Consider the following 14,213-nt stretch of genomic DNA (forward strand, 5'->3'; position numbering starts at 1 on the left):
GGGAGCCCGCCGTCAGTCGACGGTGACGGTCTCGATCTCGACCGGCGTCTTCGGCGTACCGTCGGGGCCGCCGTCGACGGTGCCGGCCGCGGCCGCGTCGGCGACGAGCTTGTTGCTCGCCTCGTCGATGCTGCCGAAGACCGTGTACTCGGGCGGGAGCTGGGTGTCGGTGTAGCAGATGAAGAACTGCGAGCCACCGGAGTTCGGCGCGTTGGTCTTGGCCATCGCCAGGGTCCCGGCCGGGTAGGACTTCGTCTGCTCCAGCTCGTCCGGGATGGAGTACCCCGGGCCGCCCGTGCCGGTTCCGGTCGGGTCGCCGCACTGCAGGACGCCGAAACCGGGGCTCGTGGTCAGCCGGTGGCAGGTGGTCGAGTCGAAGTACGCCTGCTCGGCGAGCGAGACGAACGAGGTGACCGTGCAGGGGGCGGCGTCGGCGTCCAGGGTCGCCTGGAGGTCGCCGATGCTGGTGGAGATCGTCACGGGGACCTCACCGCTCACGTTGGACTCCGACGGCGGGGGCTCGACCTCCTTGGACGCGCCCATCGGGTCCTCCGGGAAGTCGCACTCCGTCCCGGTGCCCTCGCGCTCCGACGGCGCCGAGGAGCTCCCGCTCCCGGAGTCGACGGCGCTGCTGGACTCGTCGTCGCCGCAGCCGGCGAGGACGGACACGGAGGCGAGTACGGCGAGCACGGCCAGCGGGCGCTTCAGGGAGGACATGCGCCAGATCGTAGGGGAGCGGGTCACGAGTTGCGGCCGCGGGCCGCGACGGTCCAGGCCACCAACGCCCCGTCGCGCTCGGCCCAGAGGGTGTCGTGCAGGTTGACCGCGGCGCAGACGTGGTTCGGGACGAGGTCCACCACCGACCCCAACGCGGGCAGTTCGGCCCCCGCCAGGTCGACCACCGCGTGGTGCTCGGAGAGGAGCACGACCCGGGCGGCGTCGTACGCCGGGAGCCGGCCCCAGCCCGTGGCGTACGACGCCCGGTCGGCCCCGAGCGCCTTGCTCCCCGCATCGAGCACCAGGCGCCCACCGGCATGGCTGACCACCGTGGCCCGGCAGGTGAGCGCGACGTCGCGCGGATCGAGGACGCCGAGCTCCCACTGCTGGGCGTCGCCGAACGCGTAGACGCCGGGCCGCAGCTCGGTGAGAACATCGAGGTCGGACGCCGCGAGGCTCGGGGTCGACCCTCCGCTGAGGACCCGGACGTCGAGCCCGACGGCTCGGACCGAGGTGGCCGCCTCCGCCAGCGCCGTGGCCTCGTCGACCGCCGCGGACGCCAGCGCGTCCGGCGCGTAGCTGTGGCCCGGGAACGTGAACACCCCGCGGACGCCCAACCCGGCGCGCGCCGCGGCGAGGGCGACGGTGCCGGCCCCGGCCGGGAGCACGCCCGTGCGGCGCTGGCCGCAGTCGACCTCGACCAGCACCTCGACGCCGGAGCCCGCGAGCAACCCCGCCGCCTGCTCGGCACCCGCGACCGAGTCGACCCCGATGGCCACGACGGCCCGTTCCGCGAGCGACCGCAGCCGCGCCGCCGCCGTGGCGTCGACCCACAGCGGATAGGCCACGAACACGTCGAAGCAGCCGCCGTCGACGAACACCTCGGCCTCGCCGATGGTCGCGACGGTCAGGCCGACCGCGCCCGCCTCGAGCTGCCGCCGGGCCACCTCGACCGACTTGTGCGTCTTGGCGTGCGGACGCAGCGCGACTCCGGCAGACGCGGCGCGGTCCGCGACCCGCGTCAGGTTGGCGTCGAGCCGCCCGACGTCGACCCGCAGGTACGGCGTCCGCGGCGTCGTCACGACTCCTCGTGGGTCTCGGGGTCACCGCCGAAGAGCCGGCCGTCGGGACGGCCCAGCGCGGTGATCGCCTCCACCTCGTCGGCGGACAGCTCGAAGCCGGTGAGGTCGAGGTTGGCCCGCTGCCGCTCCGGCGTCGCGGACTTGGGGATCGGGATCGAGCCGAGCTGGAGCTGCCAGCGCAGGATCACCTGGCCCGGCGTGACGCCGTACTTCTCCGCGGCCGACGCGACCGGCGGCTCCGTGAACGGCGCCTGACGCTTGCCCAGCGGGCTCCACGACTCGGTCTGGATGCCGAGCCGGTCGTTGACGGCGCGCATCTCGCGCTGGGGGAAGTAGGGGTGCAGCTCGATCTGGTTGACGACGGGCGTCACGCCGGACTCCGCGATGATCCGCTCGAGGTGCGCCTCGGTGAAGTTCGAGACCCCGACGGAGCGCACCAGCCCCTGCTCGCGCAGCTCGACCAGGGCGCGCCACGCCTCGGTGTACCTGTCCACGCTCGGGTTGGGCCAGTGGATCAGGTGCAGGTCGAGGTAGTCGAGGCCGAGCCGCTCCAGGGAGCCCCGGACGCTGGCGATCGCGTCGTCGTACCCGTGGTCGCGGCCGGGCAGCTTGCTGGTGACGAACAGCTCCTCCCGCGGCACGCCCGCGCGCCGGATCGCCTCGCCCACCTCCTGCTCGTTGCCGTAGTTCACCGCCGTGTCGACCAGCCGGTAGCCGGTCTCGAGGGCGCTGACGACCGCGGCGATGCCGTCGTCACCGGTCAGCGGGTAGGTGCCGAAGCCAATCCCGGGGATGGTCCGGCCGTCGTTCAGGGTGCGGGTGGGGACGGTCATGGCCTCAGCCTAGGAGCACCATGGAGCCCGTGGACCTGACCTCCGACTGCTCGCGCTGCTTCGGGCTGTGCTGCACCGCACTGCCGTTCCGGCGCTCCTCGGACTTCGCCTTCGACAAGGCTCCGGACACCCCGTGCCAGCACCTCGACGCGGGTTTCGGGTGCTCGATCCACCGCACGCTGCGTGCCGACGGCATGACCGGCTGCACGGTCTTCGAGTGCTTCGGCGCCGGGCAGCAGGTCTCGCAGGTGACGTACGGCGGCCGCTCGTGGCGCGACGATCCCGGTACGGCGTCGGAGATGTTCGCGGTGTTCGCCCGGATGCGGGACCTGCACGAGCTCCTGGTGCTGCTCGACGAGGCGGCCGCCCTCGCCTCGGACCCGGAGGTGGTCGAGCTGCGGGGGCGGGTCACCGCCCTGACCGCCGGCGAACCCGACGAGGTGCTCGCCGTGGACCCGTTCGCGCTCCGGGTCCGGATCGGCCCCGTGCTGGAGCGCATCAGCCTCCTCGTCCGCGGCGCGGGAGCCGACCTCCGGCACGCCGACCTCGCCGGCGCCGACCTACGTGCCCGCGACCTGCGCGACGCGGACCTGCGCGGCGCGCTGCTCATGGGCGCCGGCCTGCGCGACGCCGTACTCGGTCGGGCCGACCTGCTCGGCGCCGACCTCCGCGGGGCGGACGTCGCGGGCGCGGACCTGTCCGCGACCCTCTTCCTCACCCAGCCGCAGGCCAACGCGGCCCGGGGGAGTGCGGCGACCCGGCTGCCGAGGCGGTTGAGCCGGCCCGTCCACTGGACCTAGGAGCCCTCGTCCGGCGTCGCCGCGTGGTGCTCACGCCCGTGGGTACGCCGGCCCTCCTTCATCTCCGCCTCGTACAGGTGGCGTCGCCCGCCGACGAGCTCGTCCCGGGCGGCGGCCTCGAGCTCCTTGAAGGCCGAGTAGTACGTGTCGTCGTACGCCTCGACGATCTGGAAGGTCCACCGACCCTCGATCACGTTGCGACCCACGAGCTCGCGCTCGATCCGGTCGGCGAGATCGGCATGGCCCGCCTCGCGCAGTTCGCTCACCGCATCACCCAGGGTGAGGTCGGCGGTGCCGCTGAGCCGGTGGAAGGAGTAGAGGAAGCCGCGTGCGACCTCGACCGCCTCCAGCGCCTCGGACAGCTTGCCCAGCGCGTTGACCGTGGCGTCCGAGACGCCCGCCGGCCGCTGGTGGGCCGCGTCGGGACCGGACATGGTCAGGTCGCGAGCACGTCGGCCGCGGAGACCGCCCCGTGGCGGGACTCGATGGCGTCGGCCAGCTTCTCGATCTCGGTCTCGGTCAGGTCGACGCCGACCTCGCCGGCGCCCTTGCGCAGCTCGCTCGCGACGGTGCCCTCGGTGGCGCCGTCCTGCCACGAGCTCACCCGGTCGACGACGGCCTGGACGGCTTCCAGCTTCTCGGTGCTCTCGGTGCTTTCGGAGGTCATGACGCCCGGGGTATCCCTTCGCCCACGGGGCTAATCTCGCCCGTATGGACCTAGGCCTGCACTACGCGAGCTTCACCCACCCCGCGTGGGACCGCCTGCTCGTGGACCGGCTCACCGAGACGGCGCGGGTGTCCGACCAGGGCGGTGTGGCGTGGCTGACCGTGATGGACCACTGGTTCCAGATGGAGACGCTCGGGGGTCCTGAGGAGCCGATGCTCGAGGGGTACACCACGCTCGGCTACCTTACAGCCGTGACCGAGCGGATCCGGCTCAGCCTGCTGGTCACGGGCGCGACGTACCGTCGTCCGGGCCTGCTCGCCAAGACCGTGACGACGCTGGACGTGCTCTCGCGCGGTCGGGCGATGCTCGGCATCGGCGCGGCCTGGTACGAACGCGAGCACGAGGGCCTCGGCGTCCCGTTCCCGCCGCTGAAGGAGCGCTTCGGACGGCTCGAGGAGACGCTGCGGATCTGTCGCCAGATGTGGAGCGACGACGACGGACCGTTCACCGGCGAGCACTACCGGCTCGCCGAGACCGTCTGCGTGCCGCCGCCCGTGCAGCGGCCGCACCCGCCGGTGCTGATCGGCGGATCGGGCGAGCGCAGGACGCTGCGGCTCGTGGCGGAGTACGCCGACGCCTGCAACCTGTTCGGCGAGTCGCCCGACCGGGTCGCCCACAAGCTGGACGTGCTGCGCCGGCACTGCGACGACGTCGGGCGCGACTACGACAGCATCCGGAAGACCATGATCGGCTCGGTCGACCCGCTCGCCGACGTCGACGGCTTCCTCGCCGACATGGAACGGTACGCCGCCCTCGGGATCAGCCTCGTCGCGCTGGTACCGGCCGGCGACGACCCCGTCGCGTGGACCACGGGGGTCTGCGAGAAGGTGCTGCCCCGCCTTGCCGAGGTCTGAGCGTCTCCCGCGCCGTGCGCTGGTCCTGATCGCGCCGCTGCTCGTCGCCTGCTCGACGGGGGAACCCGGGTCGACTCCGGGCGGTTCCCGTTCGGCCGCACCGAGCGCGACGCCGACGCCGAGCTCCAGCACGGCCCTGCCGACACCGACCGCTCCGACCGGGACTCCGGATCCGACGCCGACGGGTCCGACGCCCAGCGACGGCACGCCCCGACGCGCGCGCCTGAGCATCCCCGCGCTGGACGTCGACGACCTGGCCGTCGTCCCGTACGTCGGCTTCACCGACGACGCTCCCGGCACCGAGATCCAGAACCGCGGACACGCCGCCAGCCCGCACGGTCGGCGCGGCGGGACGGGTCCGGGCGGGATCGGCAACTACCAGGTGACGGCGCACCGGCTCTCGTCGACGCGGGCCTTCGAGTTCCTGCCGCAGCTGCGGCGCGGCGACCGCGTGCACGTCGAGGCGGGCGGCGTGCGCTACACCTACCGGATCACCGAGACCCGTCGTACGTCGTTCCGCTCACCGCGGTCCCTGCGTGAGCAACGCGCCGCCGTCCCGGGACGACCGGGCGTCGAGCCGACGGCGGCGATGATCACCCTGTCGACCTGCGCGACGATCGAGGACCACGCGGTGGGCAACTACTGGTCGGACGAGTTCGACAACCCCGAGCACCGCATCGACAAGATCGGCGTCCTGATCAGAGCTCAGGGTTCTTGATGAATACTTGACGATTCTTTGCCATTACTCAGAATCACCGGCGTTGAGATTATTCCCATGAAGCACACGACGGCCGCGCCCGAAGCCGCCCCCTCCGCCGAGCCCCTCGACCTCGCCACCGCCAACCACCTGGCGGAGACGCACGTCCCGCTGGTCGCGCACCTGGTGCGCGAGACGATGGCGCGCGTGCCCTCGCACGTGGACCGCGACGACCTCCGGTCGGCCGGTCTGGTGGCCCTGGTGAAGGCGTCGCGGAGCTTCGAGCCGGAGCGGGGCATCGCCTTCGGCGCGTACGCCGCCGCGCGGATCCGCGGCGCGCTGCTCGACGAGCTGCGTTCCGTCGACTGGGCCTCGCGCTCGGTCCGCCGCAAGAGCCGCGAGATCGAGGAGACCCGGAACCGGCTCGCCTCGGCCCTCGGCCAGTTCCCCGACGACGCCGCGGTGGCGCGGTCGCTCGGCATCGACGTCGCGGAGATCACCCGCACCGCGAACGACGTGGCCCGCGCCGGGGTGACCTCCCTGGACGCCGGTTCGGAGTTCCCCCTCGCCGAGCTCGTCCGGTCCGCCGAGCCCGGCCCCGAGGCCAGCATCGAGATGACCGAGCGCCTGCAGTACCTCCACGCCGCGATCATCGAGCTCCCCGAGCGCCTGCGCCGGGTCGTGGAGGGCTACTTCCTCGAGGAGCGCCCGATGGCCGAGCTCGCCGCCGAGCTCGACGTGACCGAGTCCCGCATCTCCCAGATGCGCGCCGAGGCGCTGGTCATGGTGCGCGACGCGATGAACGCCGCCCTCGACCCCGAGATGGTCAAGGCCCCCGCCCGCCCCAACGGCGTCGTCGCTCGCCGCCGCGACGCGTACGTCGCCGCGGTCGCCGCCCGCCAGGTCACCGCTCGTCGTACGCCGCTGCGGACCGCCGCGCTCGCCGGCTGACCTGCCAGGCGATGATTGATGCGCGATGCACCGCGCTAGCCTCGTGATGTGCGCACCACACTCACCATCGACGACCGCGTGCTGGCCGCTGCCCGCAGCCGCGCGCGACGCCGTGGCATCTCAGTGGGAGAGGCGCTCTCGCAGCTCGCGCTGATCGGCTACGAGGCCGAGTCCTCGGCCGTCGCGCATCCTGTCGGCTTCCCGATGCTGCCCGCCGTCGCGGACCACGTCATCACCGTCGAGATGGTGGACGACGCCCTCGATGACCACTGATCAGACGCTGTTCCTTCCGGATGTCAACGTGCTCGTCGCGCTCACGAACCCGGCGCACGTCTTCCACACCGAGGCGCACCGCTGGCTCGGGGACGTGACACGCTTGGCGACGACACCGATCACGGAGAGCGGTTCGTCCGCATGCTGTTGAACCCCGTGGTCGCCGGTCAGTCCGTGTCCACCCCGCAGGCCCTGGGCGTGCTCGCCGGCATCCGGGCCGACGAACGAGCCGTGTTCCTCACCGACGATGCCAGCCTCGCCGATGCCGATATCGACACCACGGGCCTTGCCGGCCATCGGCAGGTGACCGACTGGCACCTGCTGAACCTGGCCGCGCGGCACGACGCCGTTCTCGTCACCTTCGATCGCAGGCTCAACCGGGCAGTCCTGCCGAAGGACGCGGCTCGCCTGGTGACGCTCGGCTGACCACCGTCGTGACGACCTCGCGAGCACTCGCTGCGACGGTCCTCAGCACCCGTTCGGTTACGACGACATCGCTCGGGTCCAGGGATCTCCAGATCGGTGCAGTGACCGCGGCGATCCGCCGCTGCACCTCGGCGACCAGCGCGCCACCGGCGGGGGAGAGCCTGTCCTCCGAGACCAGCCCCCGTCCCTCGAGCTCGTCGACGAGTGCCCGCGCATCGGGGAAGTGGGCGCGCCCGCGAACGTGCTCGGCCAGCGCGACTCCCGGCGGAGCCTGGCCGGCCAGCCGGAGAGTCACCCATTCGGGCTCGGTCAGCTCGGCATCGTTGAGCAGCAGCCGGAGCAGGGCGTTGAGGGCTTTCTCGGTCTCGCCGATGAGCTGAGGTCCGAAGGACGTCATCGTGGCCACCTTCCACTTTGTTGGTTTCTCCAACGATATACCTTGTTGGGAAGGCCAACAATCTCTAGACTGCTCGTATGCCGCCCGCGAAGCTCGCCGGACTCCCGACCTGGCTGCTGAGTCGAGCCAACGCCCGCAGTCAGGCGGTCCTCGCCGACGCCTTCGCCGAGCTCGACCTCCGGCCGATCCACTTCCGGACGCTGTCGACACTGGGGGAGTACGACGCCCTGAGCCAGGCCGACCTCGGCCGACTCCTGCACCTGGACCGCAAGGACGTCGCCGTCACGCTCCACGAGCTCGAAAGTCGCCGGCTGGTCGACCGCAGCCCGGACCCCGCCGACGGCCGCCGCAACGTCGTGACGCTCACCGACGACGGCCGCGACCTGCTGCCGCGCCTCGAACGCATCGTCGACGACGTACAGGTCCAGGTACTCAGCCCGCTGACCTCAGCCGAGCGAACAACGCTGATCACCATCCTCGCCAAGCTCTCCTGACGCCCCACGCCGAGTCGGCAGAACTTGCACGCCGAGTCGGCAGAACTTGCGCACTGACGCAGCCACGCCGAGAGCGAGGGAGCGAGGCGCTCCGGGACACTACCTGACATAATGTCAGTTATCGGCGGTATCCGCGGAGGGATACCTGGTGCGCCGATCTCCGGCGGCACACACTGATGACATGGACCCGGTCCCGGCGGTACTCGTACTCCAGATCGGACTGTGCGCACTGATCTCGGCGGCTGCGGTGTCCGCGGTACTCCTCGTCTGGCGCGACGACCACAAGTGGATGGAGCGAAACGAGAGCGCCGGACCGGTGGCAGAGCCCAGCCCGTATCCGCTGGATCTCCACGAGCTCACGACGATCACAGCGTCGTGGTCACCCGCATCGACCAGCAGACGTCCGCCAGCCAGTCGTAGTCGGCCCGACTGACGGCGAAGACCCGGGTCTCGGCGGCATCGGCGACGGCACGCAGCCGGGTCGGCGGCGCGCCGATGCGCGATCGCCCGTCCGCCCCGGCCGTGCCGAACAGGACGTAGGCGAACTGGCTGTTGTACTGCCGGGAGACCCACGAGCAGCCGTCGAAGCCGGCCAGCCACGCCTGGTACGCCCAGCGCACGGTCTCGCCGTACGTCGTGGGAGGCGTGTCGGTGAGCCGGGCGGCCGTCAGGTCGTACTTGCGGAGACCGTCGCTGTGCAGCTTCGCCAGCCGGAGGTCGTGAGTGGTCACCACGACGGACAGCATCCGCTCGGCCCACTCGGCGCGCGCAAGTGAGCCACCGGGCACCTTGTCGTGCAGCAGCGACTCGAAGACCGCACCCTCGGGACCGCAGGCGGCGTACCAGACCGGCACCGGCGGATCGCCGAAGAACGCGAAGCGGGTCCGGCCGACTCCGGGGTTGAACAGGGTGCCGTCGTCCGACAGGACCGCCCCGGTGGGCCGGAGGAGGTCGTCCACCTCGGGGACCTGGAGCGGATGGACCCGGTAGAGCCGGGTGCCGGCCGGGAGGATCTCCTCCGTGACCTCGAACGGTTCCGGCGGCGGCGCGACGACCGATCCGCCGGACGCGGCGCTCACCACGCCGGGGCGGCTGCGGTCCGGGCCAGCCCGGCAAGCTCGTCAGGAACGTCAGGTACGCCGGAGTCCGCACGCTCGATCGCCTCGACCAGTGCTCGCGCGGGAGGTTCGTTGCCGCGCGTGTAGCCGTTGGCCGAGATCAGCCACATGACGATGTCCTCGTCGCTCCAGCCGGATTCGCGCAGCGGGCTCGTGAGCGGACGCAGGTCGAGTGCCCGGCCGCGGTGGAACTGGAAGGCGGGGTAGAGACGGCGGTTGGCCCGCTTGTAGGCGACCAGTCCCCTGGTCTCGCGCAGCCGGTGCACCGAGGACCGGTTGGTGACCCCGACCAGAGCAGCGACCTCGTTGGTCTCGTAGACCCCGTAGTCGACCTCGACGCTGCGCCACTTCGCGTCGAGCGCCGCCAGCATGGCGGCCGTCGCCGGAGCGGTGGCGGTCGCCTCGTTCGCCAGGGCGCTCTCGATCCGGTGCAGCGCACCTTCGTGCGCCGCGAGCAGGTCGAGCGTGCGCTGGGCATGCCGCGGATCCATGCCCTCGGGGACGAGCACGCGGGACGCGCCCACGATCATCCCTCCCCTCTCGCTACGTCAGCCCATCGTACCGCTCCGACGCAACGCACACAACACAATGAGCAAGTGTTGCCTTCGTTGCGCGGTGGACCGGTTCGTCAGCCGCCGGCCTCCAACGACGCCAGGGCGTCGGGGCTCTCGGGTCCGACGAAGACGGCGTACTCGCGCGGCGTGTCGACCCAGACGCCCTGGATCACCCGGCTGGTCAGGTTGAACTCGTCACCCTCGACCTTCTTCATCACCTGATGCCCGTCGACCTGGACCCAGGGCTCCGACGCCTTGTCCCAGGCGATGCCGCCGATGGTCACCGCATCGCTCGCGGAGAAGACGACGCTCGCGTCGTGCGGCACCTTGGCCACGCATTCGTAGCTGAGCTGCGGGACGTAGACGACTTCGGGCTCCTCGCCGTACTGGTACGACGCGCAGTCCGCCACGGACTGACTGCCCCAGGTCTCGGTGGCCGCCGGGACGAGCAGCCGTTCGGGTCGCTCGGCGCCCTCGGGAGCAGGAGACTCCCCCTGCGACGAACCCGTCGAACCTCCGTCGTCGTCGCGGACGAGCTGACCGACCGCCACGGCACCGACGATGACGAGCACCACGGCGAGCGCCGCCAGGATGGGCGTGCGGGACGAACCGGTACGGGGCTGGTCGGTCATCGCGATGCTCCAGAGCTGGGGGGTGGGCTACCCGGCAATCTAACGCGCGCGCCCGAACCACCGGACCTCCCCTGCCTCCGACGGCACCGAGTGAATAGGATGTCGGCACCATGACGACTCCTGCCAAGCCCTCCGACGTGACCGCCCCGGCCGCCGCGGCCTACCAGCCGGTCCCCGTGCTCGCTCCCCTCGGCTGGGCGCTGGTGCTGACCACCGGCATCCTGGTCGTGATCTCGACCTGGTACATCTACCCGCAGGACGCCGCGGGGATGTGGGCCGGCTACCGCGGCGGCATGGTGGCGACGGTGGTCGTCCTGGCGTCGTTCGTGCTGCGCACCCGCGTCTCGCCGGGTCCGGCGATCGGCGTGATCGGCCTCGGCGGGGCGTTGCTGATCCTCTTCGCTCTGGTCTACGACGACCCGACCAGCATCTTCGTCACGGAGCTCGGTGGCGGCATCCTGATCCTCCTCGGCGCGCTGCTCTGCGCCGCGGGTCGGCGCGAGGACTGATCCGCCGCTCCCCCTCGGGCGGCGCCATCGGCCCGCCCGGCGCTCCGGTATGGCCCGTCCGGGTCATGCCGGCGGTGCCCGATCGGGCCAATCTGATGGCTCACCTGCGTGTTTCCGGAGCGTTCTCCGCAGTTTCGCCGCGCGCTGTCCGTACGTTCAGGTGAGAGTCGACGGACCGCACGCGAGGGGAGGAAGAGCCATGTGGGACACCGTCCAGTCGAGTGGCGAGCACCTGTCGCACGACCGCCCCTGCCCGCGCTGCGGGCACGGGATGCACACGTTCCTGGCGTGCGGCGACGGCTGCAGCTGTGAGCCGAGCCAGAAGCCGGCGCACCAGCACCGCGCCGCCTGAGCATCGGCTCCTCGGGGTCAGCCGATCCCGTCGATGTCGGCGACCATCCGCAGCCGCGGCCGTCGTACGTCGCCGCCCTGGACCTCGCCGCACCACCAGCGCATCCGCAGACCGCCCGGCAGCACTTCCAGTACGGCGAGATTGTTGTCGTACCAGGGCCCCTTCGCCATCCGCCACCGCAGCGGCGAGCGGGGCATCCGTCCGCGGGTCAGCCGGCCGGTGGGTCGCGCCCGTCCCAGGCCGGCCAGCTTGGTGGCGCCGCGCATGAACCTCGGCAGCGGGTTGCGGATCGGCGAGCACACCGCCTGGACGATCCGGCTCGTCACGTCGATGCCCTCGGCCGGGTCCGGCCACGCCTCGGCCACGTAGCTGTGGTGCACATCGCCGGAGAGAAACGTCACCGAGCGCGGCGCCCGGCCGCGACGACCGGAGCCGACGTCGAGAACCATCCGCGCGACCCGCGCGAAGCCCTCCTGGAACGCGGCCCAGTGCTCGAGGTCGGCGCCCTGGCGCGCCTTCTCCCCCAGCGGCTTCAGCAGCCGCCCGAACCGGCCGCTGGCCAGCGCCTCGCTGAACGACTCGGCATGGTGGATCGCCGGCGCCAGCAGGAACGGCAGCGACGTGCCGATCAGCAGGTGGTCGACGTCGCCACGCAGCTGTTCGTCGAGCCACGCCATCTCGGCGTCGTCGAGGATCGAGCGCTGGTCGGGCTGCAGCACCCGGGCCGCTCGGGAGTCGACCACGACCAGCCTCGCCTGGGTGTCGAAGTCCCGGGCGAAGCTCCAGCGGTAGCTGTCGGGCCGCTGGTCCGCGTCGTCGGCCAGCCGGTCGAGCTCCTCGGTGACGTCCAGCTCCCCCGGTCCGTCGTACGCGCTGATGCGCTGCCAGAGCGCGTCCTGGGCGCGGTCGGACGGGCTCAGGTTGCCGAGGTGCTGGTAGACCCAATACGACGCCAGCCCGGCGACGACCCGCTCGTGCCACCAGTCGGTGGCCTCCATCTCACGCCGCCAGCTCAGGCTGGTGTTCCAGTCGTCGCGGATGTCGTGGTCGTCGAAGATCATCGCGCTCGGCAGCGTCGACAGCAGCCACCGGTTCGCCGGATCGCTCCACGCGAGCCGGTAGAGATGGGCGTACTCCTCGTAGTCCTTCAGCTCGTGCCACGGCGACTTCGTCGGGTCCCGGCGCTGCTCGATGAACGCCTTCATCTCGTCGCTGGTGTCGTCGGCGTACACCTGGTCGCCGAGGAAGAGCACCAGGTCGGGCCAGCCGTCGGCGTCGCCGTCACCGGTGATCCCGGCCATCCGCAGCGCGTAGGCGCGCAGGGCGTCGACGCCGTGGGCCGCGTGCCCCTTCTCGTCGTGGGACACGCTCACCCGGCAGGATCCGAAGGCCATCCGCAGCGGCTTGCCCGGGCGCAGGGTGGCGATGATCGACTCGCCGTACTCCCCCGCGGCGAGGGGCCAGACCCGCTCGCCGTCGATCGACACGGAGTACGGCGTGTGGCTGCCCGGCTCGAGACCCTCGACCTCGACCAGCGCGTAGTGGTGACCGTGCGCGGTGAAGGTACGGGACGTGGCGGCCCGGTCCCCTGCGGTGACCACCACGGTCGCCGCCGACTCGGTCTCGACCCAGACGGCGGCGGAGGTGTCGTCGACGTACCGGAGCAGCGGGCCGAGGCGGAGCGGAGAGGTCACGGCTGGATCAGTACCTTGATCGCCCGTCTTTCATCCATCGCCCGGTAGCCCTCGGCGACCTCGTCGAGCGGCAGGGTGGCGTCGAACACCCGCCCGGGATCGATCCGCCCGTCGAGCACCAGCTGCAGCAGGTCGGGCAGGTAGCGGCGTACCGGAGCGATCCCGCCGGCCAGGCCGACGTTCTTCGCGAACATCGTGCGGACCGGGAGCTCGACACCGTGCGGGACTCCGACGAAGCCGACGGTGGCCCCGGGGCGGGCCACGCCGAAGGCCGTGCGCATCGCGGCATCGGTGCCGACGCACTCCAGGACGGAGTCGGCCCCCACTCCCCCGGTGATCTCCTTCACGATCGCGCCACCCTCGCGGCCGCGCTCCGCGACGACGTGCGTGGCGCCGAAGGCGCGGGCGAGTTCCTGGCGCGGCTCGTGGCGGGACATGGCGATGATCGTCTCGGCGCCCATCGTCGCCGCGGCGAGGACACCGCAGAGGCCCACCGCGCCGTCGCCGATGACCACCGTCGTGCCGCCCGGCCGTACGCCGGCCGCGACCGCCGCGTGCCAGCCGGTCGGCATCACGTCGGACAGAGCCAGCAGCGACGGGACCAGGGCGGCGTCGGGGGCGCCGTCGAGCTTCACCAGGCTGCCCTCGGCCTGGGTGACGCGGGCGTACTCCGCCTGACCGCTCACCGTGACGCCGTAGTTCACGCAGGCGCTCTGGACGCCGGCGAGGCAGTGGGCACAGGTGTTGTCGCAGTGGTCGAACGGGACGATCACGAAGTCCCCCGGCCGGAACGAGGTCACGTCGGCTCCGACCTCCTCCACGACGCCGATGCACTCGTGGCCGATGGTCTGCCCGGCGGTGATCTCGTTCTCGCCGCGGTAGGGCCACAGGTCCGAGCCGCAGATGCAGCCGGCGGTGACCTTGACGATCGCGTCGGTCGCCTGCTCGATGGTCGGGTCGGGGACCTCCGACACGCGGATGTCTCCGGGGGCGTGGATCGTGGTCGCTCGCATGGTGGCATCCTTACAGGCTGACCCGGGCCGGCCGCCACGCCCGACGCTCGCCTTTGTTGCTCTATCTCATATGTGAGTTACCGTGGCCGC

General features: G+C 71.8%; 20 protein-coding genes. 9 read left to right on the plus strand and 11 right to left on the minus strand.

Annotated features, from left to right (window positions below; all coding sequences use genetic code 11):
* Positions 1–12 precede the first annotated feature (12 nt).
* The 3 genes from VMF51_RS03205 to VMF51_RS03215 are packed head-to-tail and all read right to left on the minus strand — an operon-like array spanning position 13 to position 2,632.
* Positions 13–717 (minus strand): peptidylprolyl isomerase, encoded by a 705-nt coding sequence (locus tag VMF51_RS03205; protein WP_325472943.1) that lies wholly within the window; start codon positions 715–717, stop codon positions 13–15.
* Between the two features lie 23 nt (positions 718–740).
* Positions 741–1,799: an alanine racemase gene (locus VMF51_RS03210; RefSeq protein WP_325472944.1), complete on the minus strand. Its 1,059-nt coding sequence runs from the start codon at positions 1,797–1,799 to the stop codon at positions 741–743.
* Complete coding sequence (locus VMF51_RS03215) at positions 1,796–2,632, minus strand: aldo/keto reductase (protein ID WP_325472945.1); 837 nt, start codon at positions 2,630–2,632, stop codon at positions 1,796–1,798. Before VMF51_RS03215 ends, VMF51_RS03210 begins: the two co-directional genes overlap by 4 nt.
* A 20-nt stretch (positions 2,633–2,652) precedes the next feature.
* Between VMF51_RS03215 and VMF51_RS03220 the strand changes: the two genes are divergently transcribed.
* Complete coding sequence (locus tag VMF51_RS03220; protein ID WP_325472946.1) at positions 2,653–3,432, plus strand: pentapeptide repeat-containing protein; 780 nt, start codon at positions 2,653–2,655, stop codon at positions 3,430–3,432.
* Here the strand turns inward: VMF51_RS03220 and VMF51_RS03225 are convergent.
* The gene (locus VMF51_RS03225) at positions 3,429–3,866 is read right to left on the minus strand and encodes a hypothetical protein (RefSeq protein WP_325472947.1); all 438 of its coding nucleotides are present in this window, start codon (positions 3,864–3,866) and stop codon (positions 3,429–3,431) included. The genes VMF51_RS03220 and VMF51_RS03225 overlap by 4 nt on opposite strands.
* A gap of 2 nt (positions 3,867–3,868) precedes the next feature.
* A complete protein-coding gene (locus VMF51_RS03230) occupies positions 3,869–4,099 on the minus strand; it encodes a hypothetical protein (protein WP_325472948.1) in 231 nt (76 codons plus the stop codon).
* A 44-nt stretch (positions 4,100–4,143) separates the two neighbouring features.
* Here VMF51_RS03230 and VMF51_RS03235 point away from each other — a divergent pair, with 44 nt between their 5' ends.
* From VMF51_RS03235 to VMF51_RS03255, 5 genes are all read left to right on the plus strand, one after another.
* Positions 4,144–5,013, plus strand: a complete 870-nt coding sequence (locus VMF51_RS03235; RefSeq protein WP_325472949.1) for an LLM class F420-dependent oxidoreductase — start codon at positions 4,144–4,146, stop codon at positions 5,011–5,013.
* Positions 5,000–5,731 (plus strand): sortase domain-bontaining protein, encoded by a 732-nt coding sequence (locus VMF51_RS03240; RefSeq protein ID WP_325472950.1) that lies wholly within the window; start codon positions 5,000–5,002, stop codon positions 5,729–5,731. The genes VMF51_RS03235 and VMF51_RS03240 overlap by 14 nt, the downstream gene beginning before the upstream one ends.
* A gap of 57 nt (positions 5,732–5,788) precedes the next feature.
* A complete protein-coding gene (locus VMF51_RS03245) occupies positions 5,789–6,661 on the plus strand; it encodes a sigma-70 family RNA polymerase sigma factor (RefSeq protein ID WP_325472951.1) in 873 nt (290 codons plus the stop codon).
* 48 nt (positions 6,662–6,709) lie between these two features.
* The gene (locus tag VMF51_RS03250; protein ID WP_325472952.1) at positions 6,710–6,934 is read left to right on the plus strand and encodes a DUF2191 domain-containing protein; all 225 of its coding nucleotides are present in this window, start codon (positions 6,710–6,712) and stop codon (positions 6,932–6,934) included.
* Between the two features lie 141 nt (positions 6,935–7,075).
* Positions 7,076–7,360, plus strand: coding sequence for a hypothetical protein (locus VMF51_RS03255; RefSeq protein WP_325472953.1), 285 nt, complete (start codon positions 7,076–7,078; stop codon positions 7,358–7,360).
* Here the strand turns inward: VMF51_RS03255 and VMF51_RS03260 are convergent.
* Positions 7,308–7,757, minus strand: coding sequence for a hypothetical protein (locus tag VMF51_RS03260; protein WP_325472954.1), 450 nt, complete (start codon positions 7,755–7,757; stop codon positions 7,308–7,310). The genes VMF51_RS03255 and VMF51_RS03260 overlap by 53 nt on opposite strands.
* Positions 7,758–7,834: 77 nt before the next feature.
* Between VMF51_RS03260 and VMF51_RS03265 the strand changes: the two genes are divergently transcribed.
* Positions 7,835–8,251 (plus strand): MarR family winged helix-turn-helix transcriptional regulator, encoded by a 417-nt coding sequence (locus VMF51_RS03265; protein ID WP_325472955.1) that lies wholly within the window; start codon positions 7,835–7,837, stop codon positions 8,249–8,251.
* A 365-nt stretch (positions 8,252–8,616) separates the two neighbouring features.
* On the opposite strand, the gene VMF51_RS03270 is transcribed toward VMF51_RS03265, so the two are convergent.
* The 3 genes from VMF51_RS03270 to VMF51_RS03280 all read right to left on the minus strand — a co-directional run bounded on the left by VMF51_RS03270 (position 8,617) and on the right by VMF51_RS03280 (position 10,555).
* Positions 8,617–9,330, minus strand: a complete 714-nt coding sequence (locus tag VMF51_RS03270; protein WP_325472956.1) for an RES family NAD+ phosphorylase — start codon at positions 9,328–9,330, stop codon at positions 8,617–8,619.
* Complete coding sequence (locus VMF51_RS03275) at positions 9,327–9,893, minus strand: hypothetical protein (RefSeq protein ID WP_325472957.1); 567 nt, start codon at positions 9,891–9,893, stop codon at positions 9,327–9,329. Before VMF51_RS03275 ends, VMF51_RS03270 begins: the two co-directional genes overlap by 4 nt.
* A gap of 104 nt (positions 9,894–9,997) precedes the next feature.
* Positions 9,998–10,555, minus strand: coding sequence for a hypothetical protein (locus VMF51_RS03280; protein WP_325472958.1), 558 nt, complete (start codon positions 10,553–10,555; stop codon positions 9,998–10,000).
* A 110-nt stretch (positions 10,556–10,665) separates the two neighbouring features.
* Between VMF51_RS03280 and VMF51_RS03285 the strand changes: the two genes are divergently transcribed.
* Both VMF51_RS03285 and VMF51_RS03290 read left to right on the plus strand, forming a co-directional pair.
* Positions 10,666–11,064 carry a hypothetical protein gene (locus VMF51_RS03285; protein WP_325472959.1) on the plus strand — a complete coding sequence of 133 codons (399 nt, stop codon included), beginning with the start codon at positions 10,666–10,668 and terminating at the stop codon, positions 11,062–11,064.
* Between the two features lie 199 nt (positions 11,065–11,263).
* On the plus strand, positions 11,264–11,416 hold the full coding sequence (locus VMF51_RS03290; protein WP_325472960.1) for a hypothetical protein: 153 nt from the start codon (positions 11,264–11,266) through the stop codon (positions 11,414–11,416).
* A 17-nt stretch (positions 11,417–11,433) separates the two neighbouring features.
* Here VMF51_RS03290 and VMF51_RS03295 read toward each other — a convergent pair whose 3' ends face one another.
* Together VMF51_RS03295 and VMF51_RS03300 are read right to left on the minus strand one after the other, a co-directional pair.
* Complete coding sequence (locus VMF51_RS03295; RefSeq protein ID WP_325472961.1) at positions 11,434–13,110, minus strand: alkaline phosphatase D family protein; 1,677 nt, start codon at positions 13,108–13,110, stop codon at positions 11,434–11,436.
* Positions 13,107–14,123, minus strand: a complete 1,017-nt coding sequence (locus VMF51_RS03300; RefSeq protein WP_325472962.1) for a zinc-dependent alcohol dehydrogenase family protein — start codon at positions 14,121–14,123, stop codon at positions 13,107–13,109. Before VMF51_RS03300 ends, VMF51_RS03295 begins: the two co-directional genes overlap by 4 nt.
* Positions 14,124–14,213: the final 90 nt, after the last annotated feature.

Source organism: Nocardioides sp., assembly GCF_035503875.1.
GTDB lineage: Bacteria > Actinomycetota > Actinomycetes > Propionibacteriales > Nocardioidaceae > Nocardioides.